Genomic DNA, 16,048 nt, shown 5'->3' with positions numbered 1-16,048 from the left:
TCGGCCTCTTTGATGAGGGGCCGATTGATCTGTGCGCCACGATAGATGTCGAACGGACGTTTGGAAAGATGACGTTAGCGTCAACGGAAGCGAATATGATCCGCGTTCAGTTAGAACCCTAACGGGCTTCACAAGCCAGCTTGACGAGGGCGAGAGCGCTGGCGCCGCCCACACCTTCCTCGTCGACGATATCGAGCGCCAGAAGCGGCCGCTTGTCGAGGGCCGCCAGCAGTCGGGCATGCCCCCTTGCCGCACCGACATGGGCAGCAATGCAATGGTCCAGCAACGCCGGATCGATCCGATAAAGTACGGCGGCGGCGGCGCAGGCCGCATAGCCATCCAGCAGCACCGGAATTTTCTGAATGCGAGCGGCCAGGATCGCGCCGGCGACAGCGGCGGTCTCGCGCCCCCCCAGCTGACGCAGCACCTGCAGCGGGTCATCAAGTCCGCCTTCCTCGCGGACGCGCTCTACAGCGGCCACGACCAGATCCGGCGCGTCTGTCCAGTCGCTGGCCTCGCCGCCGAACAGGGCCAAGGCCATGCAGGACGCGATCATGTCGGTTTCAGCGGCGATCACCCCAGGGACCAGTAGGTCAGGCTGCTTGGCCAAGGCCTCCATGCCAAAGGCCATGGTCGCGGCGCATTCCTTCTCGCTCATCCCGGCCTTGTCGACGGCGTTGGGCGTTGGGCGGTCCACGGCGAGATCGAAGGCTTCCAGACCCGCGCCCTGCGCGCCCGCCAGTCGGCAAACGGTCGCGCCGCCGGACGCCACGGCTTCGAGCCGGTCGCGGGCATAGCCGCGCGGACCCACGCCCTGACGGGCGCCGGCGTACAGCGCCACCACCGGCCGGTTCACGGCGGGCGGCGTCTTGCCCGTCCAGGCGGTGAGCCAGGACGAGATCTCCGCCAGCCGGTCGGACTGGTCCAAGGCGGGCGCGGCGCCGGCCGCCGGGGGAGCGGAAGCCAGGGCGCGAATGTCGTCGAACGGTGAAGCGGTCATGGCGCGGGCTTTGGCGCCCGCGTCCCGTCTTGTAAAGTGGCTGGCGGCTAGCGGGCCAGCAAGGCCTGGCAAGAACCGTCGCGCTCAGCGATCAGGCCGGCCTTGGCCGCCTCATCGGCCCGTCGGGCCTGACCACTCGCTGTGCTCATCGCCTCCGAGGCCTTGTCGATGATGTGGTCGGCCCGCCCCTGGCGCTGGGCCTTGATCAGAACGCCGAACGCAGCGGCGTCGCTCGGGCCCAGACTGGAAGCCTTTGCCAGGGCCTGACAGCGTGAGGCCTGGATGAACTGGCTATCCGTCAAGCGTGGCCCGGCCAAGACTGGCGTGGCCGCCGCCAGGGCCAAGGCGGCGCAAGCGAAACGAGCGATGTTCATAAATCCCTCCCGGATGAAGATCAGAGCCCCCGCTCGCGTCGGGCGTTGCGCCGCGCGCGCGAACCGGAGACAATTGGTGATGGACTCGACCGCCGCCCCACCCCGCCCGATCGCCACACCTTGCGTGAAGGTCTGCGCCGTGGATGGTCGCAGCGGCTATTGCCTGGGCTGCCGCCGCACCCTGCCGGAAATCGCCGGCTGGGGCCGACTGAGCGATCAGGAGAGGGCCGAGATCATGGCCGCCCTCCCCGATCGCCCCAATCCTGCGACCAGCCTGATGACTGGCCAGACCTGAACCTTACTGGCCGCCCTGCAGCCAGGCGGCGCAGTCGTCCTGGCGTTCAGCCAGCAGCTTTTCCTTCTTGGCGCCCTCGGCCTTGTCGCCCTGCGCCTGAGCCGCCTTCATCTTGGTATTGGCGGACAGCTTGAGCGACAGCGCGCGCGGATAGCCTTCGGTGCGCAGCAGCAGATCGACGGCTGCGGTGTCGAGCTGGCCAAGGCCCTCCGAAGCCGCCAGGCCGCGACAGCGCGCCGCCTGCAGGAATTCCTTGTCGGAGACCTTCGATCCGGCATGGGCGACGCCCGTCAGCGCCGAAGCAACGATAGCGGCGGTGATGATGATCGACTTCATTTGAGTTCCCTCGATAAGCAACTTTTTGCGCGGCAAGAGATACTGCCACCCAAAACATAGCTGAAGTTAATTCGAGGACATGTAGTTCATTACACAAGTTTAATCACAGTATTTATCGAAAAACGACAATCAGCATTACGCCATCATTAACTATAAGCAATAAATCATCGGTCCGATTCACCGGTTGCAAACGCCTTTCGCTCTAGGGTCCCCTTCAACGGCCGAAGAAAACGGTCACAAAGCCTTCAAGGCGGGGTGTCTTCGATGTTGAAGTTCGCGGCGATCGCGATGATGGGAGCGCTCTCGGCGGTGGGAGCCGCCAAGGCCGTAGTGTCTCTGGACGACCTGCGTCACCCTGAGTTGCGCGCTCCGACGGCGGCCAGCGCCACGCTCGGCGGCGCGGACGGCGCAGCCCAACTCACCAAGGGCGCCGACGGACATTTCTGGGCCGAGGCCGCGGTCGACGGCAAGGCCGTTCGGTTCCTGGTCGACACCGGCGCCACAGCCGTTTCATTGAGCATGGCTGACGCCCAGCGCCTGGGCATCGACACTGACAAGCTGACCTACGACTACACCGTCATCACCGCCGACGGCCGCACTCGCGCCGCGTCTGTGAAACTGGCCAGCGTGGCCATCGCCGGCGCCCGCGTACGCGACGTCGACGCCCTGGTCATCGAGAAAGGCCTGGAAACCTCGCTGTTGGGCATGAGCTATCTGGGCCGCCTGTCGCGCTTCGAGGCCACGCCCCGCGCGCTGATCCTGCACCCTTAAGCGGAAACGCTCGCGGCGAACCGGGCTTCTCGCGCCTCCATCGCCTGGCGCACCGCGTCGAGGGCGCGATCGACGACTTCCAGACCGGCGCCGGACGGCACGCCCTCGACCGTCAGGATCCGCCGCCACGCGCGCGCGCCCGGCAGCCCATGGAACAGGCCCAGCATGTGCCGGCTCATCGCCGCCAGATGGACACCCGCCGCGAGCTTCTCGGCGATATAGGGCTTGAAGCGCTCAACGGCCTCGAACTCGGACACATCGGCGACGGCCTCGCCGAACACGCGCCGGTCCACCGCGCCCAGCAGACCCGGCTCGTGATAGGCTGACCGCCCCAGCATCACCCCATCCACATGGGCCAGGTGGGCCTCGACCGCGTCGAGGTCAGTGACGCCGCCATTGATCACGATCGTCAGCTGCGGGCGTTCGCGCTTGAGCCGATAGACCAGCTCGTAGTCCAGCGGAGGAATGTCGCGGTTTTCCTTCGGCGAAAGCCCCTTGAGCCAGGCCTTGCGGGCGTGAACCACGAAACTGCCGACACCCGCTGCGGCGCTGGCGTCGACCAGGGCGAACAGGCTTTCCTCGGAATCCTGGTCATCGACGCCGATGCGGCACTTCACCGTGGCTGGAACCGACACCGCGTCGCTGATGGCCGCCATGCACTCGGCCACCAGCTGCGGCTCGCGCATCAGACAGGCGCCGAACCGGCCGCTTTGCACGCGGTCGGAGGGGCAGCCGACGTTCAGATTGATCTCGTCGTAACCGAAGTCCTCGCCGATCCGCGCCGCCAGCGCCAGTTCAGCGGGGTCTGAGCCTCCAAGCTGCAGGGCTACAGGATGCTGCCCCGCGTCGAAACCCAGCAGCTTCTCGCGGTCGCCATGCAAGACGGCGCCGCTGGTCACCATCTCCGAATAGAGCAGCGCGCGGCTCGACAGGGACCGATGCAACGAGCGGCAATGCCGATCGCTCCAGTCCATCATCGGGGCGACGGAGAATCTATGCGGTTGAAGCGGCTTCATTTTCGCTGATTTCAAAATTTGTCCGACGGCGTAGGTGCGAGGGCGCGACCTGACATGCCGTCATTCCTGACCATTGCCGCCATCCTTACACCAGCCGCGCCTGTGTCGCGATCGACCAGACTCGGCCCATCATCGGCCAGGCGCTGCGAGGACGGCGCAACAGAAACGGCCGGCTCCCAGGAGAGCCGGCCGCCAGCTAGGTTTCGAGCCTTATTCCGCTCTAGAACGGGATTTCGTCGTCGAGGTCGGCCGAGAAGCTCTCGCGCGGACCGCTAGGCTGGCTGCGCGGCGCGCCGCCGCCATAGCCGCCACCGCCACCGCCACCGCTGGAGTAGCCGTCATCGCCACCGCCCGACGAGGCGCCTGCGCCGTCGCCGCGACCGCCCAGCATGGTCAGTTCACCACGGAACTTCTGCAGCACGATCTCGGTGGAATACTTTTCGGCGCCGGTGTTGTCGGTCCATTTGCGGGTCTGGATCGCGCCCTCGATATAGACCGTCGAACCCTTGCGCAGATACTGCTCGGCCACCTTCACCAGATTGTCGTTGAAGATCACGACCCGGTGCCATTCGGTCTTTTCCTTGCGCTCGCCCGAGGTGCGGTCGCGCCAGCTTTCCGAGGTGGCGATGCGCAGATTGGCGACGCGGTCACCGGAACCCAGGCTGCGGATTTCGGGATCGGCCCCGAGGTTGCCCACCAGAATGACCTTGTTGACGCTGCCCGCCATCGTTTCGACCTTGTTCTCGCCCGGCGACCTGCGCGCCGGAATCCGATCAAGACGTTAATGGAGTGCCGCGGTCAACTCAATTTGTTCTCAATACGTTCTTGTGGACGGTGAGCATTTTGGGCGAATGGCGTTATTGCGCCGGCGCCTGGCGGATCGCGCCCGGCACCGCCAGACGACCGTCTCCGGTACGAACCAGGGACATGAAGCGCGCTCCGTCATAGGTCTGGCCCAGATAGATCCCTTCCTTTTCCAGGAAGATGAAGCTGCCCTGGTACGCCCCGGTGAGGTTCCGGTTAGGGCTGCCCATGCGTACGAAACGAATGCGCATCCCTTCGAGGGTCCCGGCGCACTGCTCCATGGACTGGACGTTGCGCTCCACGGGATTGAAACGCAGAGTCTTGTCCTTGTTGGTCGCCACATGGAAGCAGACGCCCTTCTCGAAGGGGGCCTTGATCTGCTTTTCGCACGCGGTCAGGGCAAGGCCTGCGGCGGCGACGGCGGCTGCAATCAGGATCGGACGGCGCATGGCGGTACTCGTCTTAGCCGGCGGCCGGGATCGAGCAGTTCGGTCCCTGGTCGATCACGGTGTGGAAGGAACGATTGTCGAACGACGCTTCAACACGGCCAGGAACCAGCCGCAGGGTTTCCTCGCCCCAGCGACCGTAGGTGGCCCCGCCCGGTCGCTCGCAGCGTCCGGCGAACAGGGTCTGGGCGCAGGCGTTCAGGGTGATGTCACCCGGAAGACGACGCCACTCGGCGCCGGAATAGCGCCAACAGGCCGCCAGGGGTGTGCTTGAGGCGGTCGCGGCCGGCAAAGGCGCGGGTCCTGGCGTCACGGCCGATGGCGGCGGGGCGTCGATGGTGGGCGGCGGCAGCGGTGTGAGAACCGTACCGGCCTGATCGGCGGCGGCCAGGGCGCCGGTCTCGTCAACGCCGACATCCAGAGCGCCTGTGGCGACGCCATTCTTCTTGGCGCACTCGGCCAGGGTGGTCTCGCCGACGAACTGACCGCCGACGAAGCAGCGTAGCGGCCGCGCCGGGTCCAGCTTGGTGTCGTCGGCTCGTCCGGTCTCGACGATCAGGCCCGCGCGGGAGGCGGGCGGCGGTTCCGTCGACTTGTCCTTGCCGCCCAGCAGCCCGATGGCGATGCCGAGACCAGCCACGAGCGCCAGAGCGGCGCCGCCCGCCAGAACGATGCGTCGGTCTTTCAGAAGTTCCATGAACACTGGCTACGACGCGATGATGGCGCTTTCAAGCGCCACAGGGCCTATCCGCCCGTCAAACGGTTCAGAGCAGCCTGATAATTGGAAATCTGGTTCTTCAGATAGGCCGGCACCGTGCCCCCGGCCTTGCCCGAGGTGGCGGCGGCGCTGCTGTCGATCCCCATCGCGATGTCGGCAATTTCGCGATAGGCGGTGCGCACGGACGACATGGAGCGCGTGATCACCGACGAGGCGTTCTTGCGACCCGCCTCGTCCGACAGATCCAGTTCGGGCGGCAGTTGCAGGCCAAACACCGGGCCACCGCCATCAGCCGAAACCGTCTTGCCGCTCTCGACCTTGGTGTTGCGGACAACGCCGGCGGCCAGACCCAGGGCCTGGAGCACGTCGGTGCCGCCCTTCCCCGCCAGAACCTCGATCGTTGAGGTCGCATAGGCGGGACTGATCTTCAGCTTGCGGGCATTGCCGTCGCTGGACATGTCGACCTTGGCCCGGAAGCCCGAGGCGCGCTTGATCTTGTCGGCCAGGGTTTCCAGCGTGTCCTTGGCGTCGATGGTGATCGTCGTCAGCGTCCCACGCTCCCGGGTGCGGATCTGGAAAGTATCCCCCGCGCGGGCGGCCGTCGCGGAGACCAGGCGCTCCGACTGGCTGAAATCCATCTTGCCCTTGGGCAGACCAAAGGCGTCGAGACTGCTGGAGCCGGCCTGGTCGACCGCGATCGAGGTCGGCGTCGCATAGCCGTCCTTGCCGGTCAGCCGCTGCGACCAGGACACCGCGCCCGTGGCGACGTTGATCTGCGCGACATAGCCATCCTTCTCCCCGACCGTCGTCTGGCCTTCGAGATCCTTGCCCGCGGCGCCCACCAGCCACGCCGAGCCGTTTGAGACCGCCATTCCGGTCACGGTATCGTCGCCCGTACCGCCATAATAGGCCAGGGTGTCGGCGCTGGTGTCGGTCAGATCAAGCGATAGACGGCCCACAAAGCCATCCGAACCACCCGATGCCGCAGCCGTCGTATTGCCAAGGCTCAGCGCGCCATTCGACGTATGGCCGCCCACGTAGAGCTGGCCGCCATCGATCTTCAGCCCGACCATCTCGCCGCCCTTCAGCGAGCCGAGATCGCGCACCGCGCCCTGCGAAAGGGTGGCGGCCTTGGTGTAGGTCACCGGCGTCGTGACCGTCACGCCCGCGGACGTGACCGATGTGGCGTTCTCGGTGACGATGGTCGGGGCTACGGTGAAGCTGCGCAGAATGGCGTTGCCGTTTTCCTTGCCGCCAACGACCACCTGAGAGCCGTTCACGACGATGTCGGAGACGGAGTCATTCTCGGCAGTGCCGAACTTCTGGGTGAACAGCGCCTTGGGGCCTCCGTTCAGGTCGGTGGCGAAGGCCGTCAGATAGGAATCGTACTCGCCGCCGCTGGCAGATGTTGAACCCGGCAGGTCGGACTTGGATCGTCCGCCGACATAGAGGATGCCGTCGGAGCCGAAAGCGACAGCGGTCGCCTCGTCTTCCAGCATGGCGCCGCGCCGCACCGTCCACTGCTCGTCGCCCTTGTCGTCATAGCGGGTGACGAAGCTGTCGGTCTTGCCCGAGGTGGCGTCGGAATTGATCGGCCCATCGACCGCGCCCTGCAGCCGGCCGGTCACCGAGCCGGCGACAGCCACACTGCCGTCGTCGGCGACTGCCAGGTTGAGGCCGCTCGCCGAGTCTGTGGCGCCCAGGCTGCGGGCATACAGGAGATGGCCGGCCGAATCGTATTTGAGAAGCGCGACGTCCTGGTCGCCCTTGATCACCTGGCCGTTCACATCCTTGATGACATCGGCCAGCATGTAGATCGAGCCGTCGGAGGCCGACACCGTCTTGCGAACGCTGGATATCGTGCCCTGCAGGGTCTCGGAGAAGACCTTGCCGCCAGGCTGCCCGCCGCCGGCGGCGCTGTACTTGGTCAGGGTATTCTCGATGACCGCGTCGTCGGTCTTGGTGTCCTTGTCCGGATCGGGATTGCCGGCGGCGGTCGTGATGTAGACGGCAGGCGACGCAGCCGTGGCGGTGAAGGTCAGTTGCTCGGTCGAGTCGCCCTTCACCCGCAGGGCGAAGTCGTCGCCGGTCGCCGGCAGTGTCACCGGCTGACCGTTGACCTGCACGGTTCGGGTCTCACCGACCTTGCGTTCGACGGCAAAGCTGGTCTCGAAGCCCTCGGCCTTGAGCTTGCCGTTCATGAAACTGACGACGTTGGACATCGTTCTGGGCGTTGCGCCCATTTGCGACAGGTCCATGGTCACGTTTGTGGTGGCGCCGAACTTCTTGACGGACAGGTCGAAGCTGACATTGCCCTGGAACTTGGGCACTTCGTCGTCGGACTGGCCGCTGTAGATCGTGTCGGTGATGTAGCTGTAGACGCTCTTGGGCACGCCCACAGTCGAACGGTCGGTGGCCATCACCGCGCCCGGCGTCAGGCGCCCCTGATCCAGGCTCATGTTCTGGGTGTAGCTGGTGACTTCAGACAGCCCCTTGGTCAGGGCGGTCTGCAGCCTCTTGAGCTCGCTGTCGGTGACACCCTTTTCGGCTGCCCGCGCTGCGATCGCTGAAAGGGTGTTGAGCGCCTGATAGGTGGCGAAGAGCTTCTTGTAGTCGCCGCTGGCGCCCTTGAGGCTGGACGCATTGCCGGCCTCATCGACGAACTTTCGGCCACTCAAGGCGGCCTTGACCAAGGCGCTGGGCTCGGTCGAGCCGGACATCCACGGCGCCGTGGGGACAACGGCCTTGGATTTCGACGGGGAGCTTGCCGTCGCCGACGCGCCGTTCAGCTGGCCCGTGCGAGCCTGATAGTAGCCGAGCAGTGCGCTGGTATCGAAGGTGATCACGGCGTGTCCTGTCGGGGCGCGCGAAACGCCCCGCCTATAGTTGAACGCGTAACGCTGAAAACTCGTTAAGGCCCTTGGTTACGCGGCGATTAGGTGCGCTTCGGTCAAGCCGCGACGGGCCGCTTCGCGCAGTTGGCCCCATTCCGAGGCCAGGATCCCCAGCAGCACGACATCGCGGGCGGTTCCGTTCTTGAGAACGTGACCCCGCAGATAGCCTTCGCGCCGAAATCCGGTCGCGACCTGAGCCTTCAGCGCCGCGTCATTGTCGGCCATCACCTCGGCAAAAACCTTGTGCAAGCCAAGCTCCCCGAAAGCGCGATCCAGCCCCAGCACCTGGGCGGCGCGGCCGACGCCGCGGCCTCTGGCCTCGGCCGAGCCCAGAAACCAGTTCCAACTCGCCCGGCGGTGATGGCTCAGCAGGCCAGAAAGGGTCAAAAGGCCCGCGGGCACGCCGGCCCGCGTGATCATCCAGCCGCGCATGTCGGGATCGTTGCGAAGACCGTCAAACCAGGCGGCATGGGCGTCGCGGCTGGGGAAAGCGGCGTCCGACATCCAGCGATCGACTTCAGGTTCCGAGCGCCACTGAAACAGCACGCCCTCATCCTGATCCTGTAAATCGCGAAGGTCGATCATCCCGGCCAATTCCCCCAGACAGCTATTCAAAGCGTACCCTGCGCGCCGCCGATGGACTAGGGCGCTGAAACGAAGACTGCGTCTCAGGGCTAGCCGTTGAAGAGCTTCAGAATGATCTGCGGCGCCGAGTTGGCGATGGAGAGCGCCTGGGCGCCCAGTTGTTGCTTCACCTGCAGGGCCTGCAAGCGGGCGCTTTCCTTGGCCAGATCTGCGTCGACCAGGTTGCCCACACCGGTTTCCAGCACGTCCGACAGGCGGGAAACGAAGCTATGGTGAGCCTCGACCTGCTTGGCCTGGGTGCCGATATTGCCGACGGCCTGGTTTACCGCGCCCATGGTGGCGTCGAGGCGGGTCAGGACGTTGGTGGCGTTGGCGATATCCAGGATGTCGTCAGTGGCGGTCAGGGTGTTGATTGCCCCCCCCAGCGACAGATTCTGCAGGTTCAGCGTGATCGCTGTACCGGCGTCGGCGTCGGCCAGGAATGAGACGTCGACGCTCAGGCTGCCGTTCAAAAGGTTGGCGCCATCGAAGCTGGCGCTAGACAGAACCTGGGTGAGATTCTTGACCAGTCCCTGGAAGTCGGCATTCAGAGCCTGGCGAGACTTGGTGGTCAGCGACGTGTCCTTGGCCGCCACGACCTTTTCGCGCATCAGGCTGAGCAGATCCGAGATCGACTCGCCCGCAGCCAAAGCGACATCGGCGATGGACGTCGCTCGATCCAGGCTCATCTTGACGGCCGAAAGCGCGTTCATATCCGCGCGCTGTTCCTGGGCAATCGACCAGACCGCCGCGTTATCCTTGGCGCTAGAGACTGTCAGACCCGTATTGATGCGGGTTTGCACACCCTGCATGTCGTCATTGGTCTTGTTCAGATTCTGCAGAGCGATCAGCGCGGGCTGATTGGTGTTGACGCTGAGCGACATTCGCGGCCTCCGATCGGAAATTTTTTCCGGGTTTGGTTCGCGCGCCTTTCAGCGAGCGAGCCCTCACGGAGCCGACCGTAGGATCAGAAGGTAAGGTTATGGTTAACGGAAATAAACCATAACGGACTCTCCCCGCGACGGTGCGCCGCAGGGTCAAAGCGCGCGACTCAGGCGCGTTAGGTCAGGCCGTCGTAAACGTCGCCTGGATCATAATTGGCGGCGTGCTTGAGTTTCAGCACGTCTTCCCGCGGCAGGACCTGCAGGGTTTCACCCGTTCGGCGATCCACGGTCTTGTAGATAAATGCCCCGCTATCCTCGTCCTGCTCGATCACCAGGCGGAGGTCGCCCGGCTGTGGCTCGGCCGAATCAGCGCGCGATTCGGAAACGACAACGGCGCCCGCGGATGGCTCCGGGGCGTTGACTTTAGAAAATTGACCCGAAGGGTTCGGTTCGGCTGCGACGGCCGACAGAGCGGCTTTTGTTTCCATCTCTCCTTGCGCCATCGCCTACGCGGCGGCGTCCTCTGGTGGTGCGGGTTCTCCTCGTCTTCAAGCCTGAAAGAAACGGAGACGGGCCCGTGAGGGCCCGCCTCCCCTATTCCTTAGCGGAACAGGCTCAGGATGGACGACGAAGCTTGGTTCGCGATCGACAGCGCCTGCACACCCAGCTGTTGCTTGGTTTGCAGCGACTGCAGCTTGGCGCTTTCCTTGGCCAGGTCAGCGTCAACCAGATTGCCCACGCCGGCGTCGAGGCTGTCCTGCAGCTTGCCGACGAAGGTCAGGTGGGTGTCCAGGCCAACCGAGCTGGTGCCCAGCGAGGCGAGCTTGTTGGTCGCCGTGCCCAGAGCCGTGCTCACCGTGGTGATCATGGTCTTGGCGGTGGCGGCGTCGGTGAAGCTGGAAGTGGTCGTCAGGCCGATGCCGGCCAGCGACAGCGTCTTGGCGGTGACGGTGAAGCCCGAACCGTCAGAGTTGGCCAGGAAGGTCAGCTTGGTGGTCGTGCCGTCGGCGATGCTGACGCCGTTGAACTGCGCGTTCGTGGCGGCCTTGGTCACCTGATCGCGCAGGGATTCAAAGTCGGCCTTCAGGGCGTTGAAGCTGGCAGTGTTGAGCGAAGTGTCGGAAGCGGCCAGGGCCTTTTCCTTCATCTTGCTGAGCAGGTCGGTGATGGTGTCGCCGGCGGCCAGGGCCACGTCGATGGTCGACTGACCGCGCTGCAGCGAATCCTTAACCGAGTTCAACGACGACGCCATCGACGACTGGTTCTTGGCGGTCGCCCAGATGGCGCCGTTGTCCTTGGCGCTGGCCACCTTCTTGCCGGTGTTGATGCGCTGCTGGACGGTCGCCAGTTCCGAATTGGTGGAGTTCAGGTTTTGCAGCGCGATCAGTGCGCCAGCGTTCGTATTGATGCTGTTCATCGCCATTACGAAGGGTCCTTTTCAAGGCAGGCCGACGTCATTTTGACAGTCGGGAGCATTTTGCTCTGGACCCTAGGAAGCAATGACCGGGCCAAAGCTGCCGACCCGGCAAGATCCTACAAGCCATTGAAAAGTTTGCGTTATAGATCTGTTTACGACAGCGACCCCCGGCAGGAACTGCCGGGGGTCGCTGGTCGCAGGCAAATTTTGCCGGGCACTAGGCGCCGGGTAAAGGAGGCGCCGGACGACCCGAAGATCGTCCGGCGTGTCAGATCACTTGAACAACGACAAGATCGATTGCGGCGTCTGGTTCGCGATCGACAGCGCCTGCACACCCAGCTGCTGCTTGGTTTGCAGCGACTGGAGCTTGGCGCTTTCCTTCGCCAGATCCGCGTCGACCAGATTGCCCACGCCCGCTTCCAGGCTGTCTTGCAGCTTACCAATGAAGGTCAGGTGCGTGTCCAGACCCACAGAATTGGTGCCCAGCGACGACAGCTTGTTGGTCGCGGTGGTGAGAGCAGTCGTGATCGTGGCAATCATCGTCTTGGCTGTAGCCGCGTCGGTGAAGGTCGAGCCGGCCGCCAGGCCGATGCCGGTTAGGGACAGCGTCTTGGCGGTAACGGTGAAACCGACGCCATCGGCATTCGCCAGGAAGGTCAGGGCCGCCGTCGTGCCGTCAGCAATGCTGACGCCGTTGAACGTGGCGTTCGTAGCCGCCTTGGTGATTTGATCACGCAGCGACTCGAAGTCTGCCTTCAGGGCGTTGAAGCTCGCGGTGTTCAGCGAGGTGTCGGAAGCGGCCAGGGCCTTTTCCTTCATCTTGCTGAGCAGATCAGTGATCGTATCGCCAGCTGCGAGTGCAACGTCGATCGTCGATTGACCGCGCTGGAGGGAATCCTTCACGGCATTCAACGAACTCGAGTTGCTGCTCTGCAGCTTGGCCATCGACCAGATCGCGCCATTATCCTTGGCGTTGGCGACCTTCTTGCCGGTGTTGATGCGGCCTTGGGTTGATGCAAGCTCCGAGTTGGTCGAGTTGAGGTTTTGCAGTGCGATGAGCGCACCAGCATTGGTGTTGATTGAGTTCATCATAGGTCACCTACCGTTTTGGTCGGATTTCTCCGGCGCGAGCCGGCTGGGCGTTTTGCCTGCGGTCACCATCGCAAGGGACGGGCCAGCTGAACGCACGCGGGCGCCAAAACCTAATCCTATGATTTCTATGAGATTTATCTGGGGCTAACCCAAAAAAGCAACCGCCCGGCGAATGCAACATTCGCCGGGCGGCAGGAACTACCTAAATGCGCTGGGCAATTGGCGCCTGATGGTTCAGGCCCCTTCGACGCGTCCCGCCAAGCCTTGCATGATCGTCCGGTTGATATCGATCAGCGGCTCAAAATCCTCCTCCTTGCGCATGACTGCGCTGGAGTGGCGACCGACCCAAAGGCTGAGTGAAATGATGCTCGCGCGCAGTTCGGGTGCGAGCGAGTTTTCGGGCAGCGAGCAGTCGGTGGCCATCGCCGACCAAACCCGGCGATTCCAGTCGAGCGCGTCGATCCGCTTGGCAATATCGTCCTCAGGGGCCTGGGACGCGTCCATGAGGGCGCGCGTCACCTGCCCGAAAAGGCGGTATTCCAGCTCACGCGGATTTTCAGCCCTCGTCGCCGCCTGCTGATAGGCTCGAAGAGACATGCCCCAACCTCTCGTCTTCGTACTCGATCAATTTTCGGCTCAACATGAGCGCTTTATAATACTCGCGCGCCATGACGTGCTTTGAGATCGCGATGCAATCGGCCAGCACGGCCGGGTTGCGCACCACACTCATGAACTCGTTCAGGCGCGTAGCAAAATCTTCGTAGAACCGTTCGGCGACACTTTCTTCCAGGTACATCATCATGACAGGGAAGTAGATGCGACGTGATGGCGTCGTCACCTGATCCAGCTGCATGATGTCCTTTTCCCGAAGGACGGAGGCTTTGTTCTGGAGCACGAGAACGCCGCGACGGTCGCCATTCTGGACCACAGCACCGTTCAAGACGAACTTCTCGCCGGGCTTCAGCGAAAGCTTCAAAGGCACGTTATGCCGCTCCTCTTTGCAATCACCACGACAGCCCGAACCGCCAGGATTAGCGGGTCGAGCGAAAGTTAGGCCGGGTCGGGTTAACGCTGTCTTGCTGACCCTGCGACCGTGAGCCGCAGCTTAGGACTCAGTTAAACATACTGCCCCACAGGATGGTTAACTCCAAATCCGCAAGGCTTACCCAATGTCCCGCAAACGCGCCCTCGAGGGTTCCGGCAGCACGTTGGCCCAGCAGGAGATCACTGCGGCGGCGATCGTTCAGCGGGGCATCGCTGGAACCACCATGGGTGATTCGGCTTCGCTCGAGGCCCTCGCACGGCTCGACCGCGCCGCCAGCGAGCTCAAGAACCGCGAAACAGCCCGTCTGCTTGGTCAGGCGATTGCGGCGATCCAGTCTCGCGACTTCCAGAAGGCCGATTCGCTGGCGCTGGAAGTGCTGGAAAAAGACGAGCGACAAGGCGTCGCCTGGCACGTGCTGGCCATCGCCCGCGAAAAGAACGGCGACTTTGTTTCCTCGATGCGCGCCTACGAAGCGGCGCTGCAGTTGTTGCCGGACCACGGGCCCGTCGCGGGAGACCTGGGGCGACTGGCCTATCGCATGGACATGCCGGAACTGGCGGCGAAGTTCTTCGCGCACTACCGGTTGGCCCGCCCCGACTGCGTGGAAGCGACCAACAATCTGGCCTGCGCCCTGCGCGACCTCAATCAATGCTCCGAGGCCATCGACATTCTTCGGCCAGCCATCATGGCGGACCAGAGCCAGCCGATCCTCTGGAACACCCTGGGCACCGTGATGTGCAGCCTGGGTGACGGTCAGCAGGCCCTCACCTTCTTCGACGAAGCCCTTCGCCTCGCCCCCGACTTTGGCAAGGGCTATCACAACCGCGCCTATGCCCGCCTCGACCTGGGCGATGTCCCGGGCGCGCTGGAGGATTGTGAGGCGGCCATTGCCCACGTCGAATCTGCTGAAGACCTGGCCATGATGCAGTTTGCCAGGTCGACGATTCTGCTCTGCCTGGGCCGCGTCAGCGAAGGTTGGGCTGCCTACGAGTCGCGCTTCTCGCCCGACCTGTCCGACGCGCCTCGTTTCCTGATCGACGCACCGCGCTGGTCGGCTGACCAGCCCTTGGCAGGCAAGCGCATGATGATCTGCGCCGAACAGGGTCTTGGCGACGAAGTGATGTTCGCCAACATGTTGCCCGACGTGCTGGACGCCATCGGCCCCGATGGCGCGCTGTCGATCGCCGTCGAGCATCGCCTGATCCCGCTTTTTCAACGCTCTTTTCCCAGCGCCGAGGTCAGCGCACACCGAACGGTGACCTTTGAAGGCCGCGTGCGTCGCACGGCGCCCCATGTCTCCGACTGGAGCAAGATCGACCAGTGGGCTCCGATCGGCTCACTGCTGCCGGTGCTGCGCCCGTCGGTGGAGTCGTTCCCAACGCGCCCCAATTTCCTGGTGGCGGATCCTGAGCGCGTCGCCCATTGGCGTAAGCAACTCGAAGCCGCCCCCAAGGGTCCCAAGGTCGGCTTGCTCTGGAAGAGCCTCAAGCTGAATGGCGAGAGGGCGCGCCAGTTCTCGCCCTTCGACCTGTGGCGTCCGATCCTTGAAACGCCAGGGGTCACCTTCGTCAATCTGCAGTACGGCGACTGCGACGAAGAGATCGCCTACGCCAAGGCCGAGTTTGGGGTTGATGTCTGGCAGCCCGAAGGAATCGATCTGAAGAAGGATCTCGATGACGTCGCCGCGCTGTGCTGCGCCATGGATCTGATTATCGGCTTCTCGAATGCGACCATCAACCTGGCCGGCGCTTGCGGCGCCAATGTCTGGCAGATCAGCGGCGCGGCTTCCTGGACCCGCCTGGGCACGGAAAGCCTGCCTTGGTACCCGCAAATCCGCTGTTTCTCCTCGTCGGACTACTACGACTGGTCGCCCACGATGCAGGACGTGGCCCACGCGCTGGCGGAAACCTATCCCGGCTAGGGAACTCTGCGACTGCGGCAGGATTGTTTCAGTGCGGCAGGCGCAAGGCCTCGCCGTTTCTGGAGTTTTCCCATGGCCGAACTGGACATCAACGATGCTCCCGATGCGCAAGACACCGCCGAGGTTCTGGATGAAACCCATCTGACACCCGACGGCGAGGATATCGCCAATTTCGACGAGATCGCCGACGTCTATGATGTCACCCAGGCCGATGGCGACGCCGATGAGAGTGACATCGAGGAAGACTTCGACGTCCTCGACGATAGCGAGCTGGCCGACCTCGAAGACGAAATCGAAGGGGCGCGCGACGACGAGGGCCTGAACGTCGAACGCGAGCCCCTCGACACGCTTCCCGGGCGTGACCCCCGATAGAAACCGCCTCTTCATTTGGTTTCAATTCCGCACGCTCTT

Annotated in this window: 19 protein-coding genes; 4 read left to right on the top strand and 15 right to left on the bottom strand. The window is 63.9% G+C overall.

The window, feature by feature from the left end; all coding sequences use genetic code 11:
- Positions 1–118: 118 nt before the first annotated feature.
- Both ACW176_RS15920 and ACW176_RS15915 read right to left on the bottom strand, forming a co-directional pair.
- Positions 119–1,000: a nicotinate-nucleotide--dimethylbenzimidazole phosphoribosyltransferase gene (locus ACW176_RS15920; RefSeq protein WP_492109829.1), complete on the bottom strand. Its 882-nt coding sequence runs from the start codon at positions 998–1,000 to the stop codon at positions 119–121.
- A gap of 47 nt (positions 1,001–1,047) precedes the next feature.
- Positions 1,048–1,374, bottom strand: a complete 327-nt coding sequence (locus tag ACW176_RS15915) for a hypothetical protein (protein WP_492109828.1) — start codon at positions 1,372–1,374, stop codon at positions 1,048–1,050.
- Between the two features lie 79 nt (positions 1,375–1,453).
- On the opposite strand from ACW176_RS15915, the gene ACW176_RS15910 reads away from it, so the two are divergent.
- On the top strand, positions 1,454–1,669 hold the full coding sequence (locus ACW176_RS15910; protein ID WP_492109827.1) for a DUF1289 domain-containing protein: 216 nt from the start codon (positions 1,454–1,456) through the stop codon (positions 1,667–1,669).
- 3 nt (positions 1,670–1,672) lie between these two features.
- Here the strand turns inward: ACW176_RS15910 and ACW176_RS15905 are convergent, their stop codons facing one another.
- Positions 1,673–2,005, bottom strand: coding sequence for a hypothetical protein (locus tag ACW176_RS15905; RefSeq protein ID WP_492057324.1), 333 nt, complete (start codon positions 2,003–2,005; stop codon positions 1,673–1,675).
- A gap of 255 nt (positions 2,006–2,260) precedes the next feature.
- Between ACW176_RS15905 and ACW176_RS15900 the strand changes: the two genes are divergently transcribed.
- Entirely contained in the window at positions 2,261–2,776 is a 516-nt protein-coding gene (locus ACW176_RS15900) for a TIGR02281 family clan AA aspartic protease (protein ID WP_492109826.1), read from the top strand.
- Here ACW176_RS15900 and dusA read toward each other — a convergent pair.
- The 12 genes from dusA to flbT all read right to left on the bottom strand — a co-directional run bounded on the left by dusA (position 2,773) and on the right by flbT (position 13,653).
- Entirely contained in the window at positions 2,773–3,792 is a 1,020-nt protein-coding gene (dusA, locus tag ACW176_RS15895; protein ID WP_492109825.1) for a tRNA dihydrouridine(20/20a) synthase DusA, read from the bottom strand. The two genes, ACW176_RS15900 and dusA, sit on opposite strands and share 4 nt — an antisense overlap.
- A gap of 220 nt (positions 3,793–4,012) precedes the next feature.
- Complete coding sequence (ssb, locus tag ACW176_RS15890) at positions 4,013–4,519, bottom strand: single-stranded DNA-binding protein (protein ID WP_419317027.1); 507 nt, start codon at positions 4,517–4,519, stop codon at positions 4,013–4,015.
- Positions 4,520–4,649: 130 nt separating this feature from the next.
- A complete protein-coding gene (locus ACW176_RS15885) occupies positions 4,650–5,045 on the bottom strand; it encodes a hypothetical protein (protein ID WP_419317029.1) in 396 nt (131 codons plus the stop codon).
- Positions 5,046–5,058: 13 nt separating this feature from the next.
- Positions 5,059–5,739, bottom strand: a complete 681-nt coding sequence (locus ACW176_RS15880) for a hypothetical protein (RefSeq protein WP_492109824.1) — start codon at positions 5,737–5,739, stop codon at positions 5,059–5,061.
- Between the two features lie 47 nt (positions 5,740–5,786).
- Positions 5,787–8,606, bottom strand: coding sequence for a hypothetical protein (locus ACW176_RS15875; protein WP_492109823.1), 2,820 nt, complete (start codon positions 8,604–8,606; stop codon positions 5,787–5,789).
- A 78-nt stretch (positions 8,607–8,684) separates the two neighbouring features.
- On the bottom strand, positions 8,685–9,239 hold the full coding sequence (gene pseH / locus ACW176_RS15870) for a UDP-4-amino-4,6-dideoxy-N-acetyl-beta-L-altrosamine N-acetyltransferase (protein ID WP_492109822.1): 555 nt from the start codon (positions 9,237–9,239) through the stop codon (positions 8,685–8,687).
- Between the two features lie 89 nt (positions 9,240–9,328).
- Positions 9,329–10,162 (bottom strand): flagellin, encoded by an 834-nt coding sequence (locus ACW176_RS15865; RefSeq protein ID WP_492109821.1) that lies wholly within the window; start codon positions 10,160–10,162, stop codon positions 9,329–9,331.
- Positions 10,163–10,338: 176 nt separating this feature from the next.
- Positions 10,339–10,650 (bottom strand): hypothetical protein, encoded by a 312-nt coding sequence (locus tag ACW176_RS15860; protein WP_492109820.1) that lies wholly within the window; start codon positions 10,648–10,650, stop codon positions 10,339–10,341.
- A 113-nt stretch (positions 10,651–10,763) separates the two neighbouring features.
- On the bottom strand, positions 10,764–11,585 hold the full coding sequence (locus ACW176_RS15855; protein WP_492109819.1) for a flagellin: 822 nt from the start codon (positions 11,583–11,585) through the stop codon (positions 10,764–10,766).
- 267 nt (positions 11,586–11,852) lie between these two features.
- Positions 11,853–12,671, bottom strand: a complete 819-nt coding sequence (locus ACW176_RS15850) for a flagellin (RefSeq protein ID WP_419317041.1) — start codon at positions 12,669–12,671, stop codon at positions 11,853–11,855.
- A 234-nt stretch (positions 12,672–12,905) separates the two neighbouring features.
- Positions 12,906–13,268: a flagellar biosynthesis regulator FlaF gene (gene flaF, locus ACW176_RS15845; RefSeq protein WP_419255368.1), complete on the bottom strand. Its 363-nt coding sequence runs from the start codon at positions 13,266–13,268 to the stop codon at positions 12,906–12,908.
- On the bottom strand, positions 13,228–13,653 hold the full coding sequence (gene flbT / locus ACW176_RS15840; protein WP_062146716.1) for a flagellar biosynthesis repressor FlbT: 426 nt from the start codon (positions 13,651–13,653) through the stop codon (positions 13,228–13,230). Before flbT ends, flaF begins: the two co-directional genes overlap by 41 nt.
- Positions 13,654–13,840: 187 nt before the next feature.
- On the opposite strand from flbT, the gene ACW176_RS15835 reads away from it, so the two are divergent.
- Together ACW176_RS15835 and ACW176_RS15830 are read left to right on the top strand one after the other, a co-directional pair.
- The gene (locus tag ACW176_RS15835) at positions 13,841–15,637 is read left to right on the top strand and encodes a tetratricopeptide repeat protein (RefSeq protein ID WP_492109818.1); all 1,797 of its coding nucleotides are present in this window, start codon (positions 13,841–13,843) and stop codon (positions 15,635–15,637) included.
- A 72-nt stretch (positions 15,638–15,709) separates the two neighbouring features.
- Positions 15,710–16,009: a primosomal protein gene (locus ACW176_RS15830; protein ID WP_492109817.1), complete on the top strand. Its 300-nt coding sequence runs from the start codon at positions 15,710–15,712 to the stop codon at positions 16,007–16,009.
- Positions 16,010–16,048 lie beyond the last annotated feature (39 nt).

The sequence above is a fragment of the Caulobacter sp. FV1ye13L genome (genome assembly GCF_058681155.1).
This window is presented reverse-complemented; position numbering and strand designations above follow the sequence as displayed.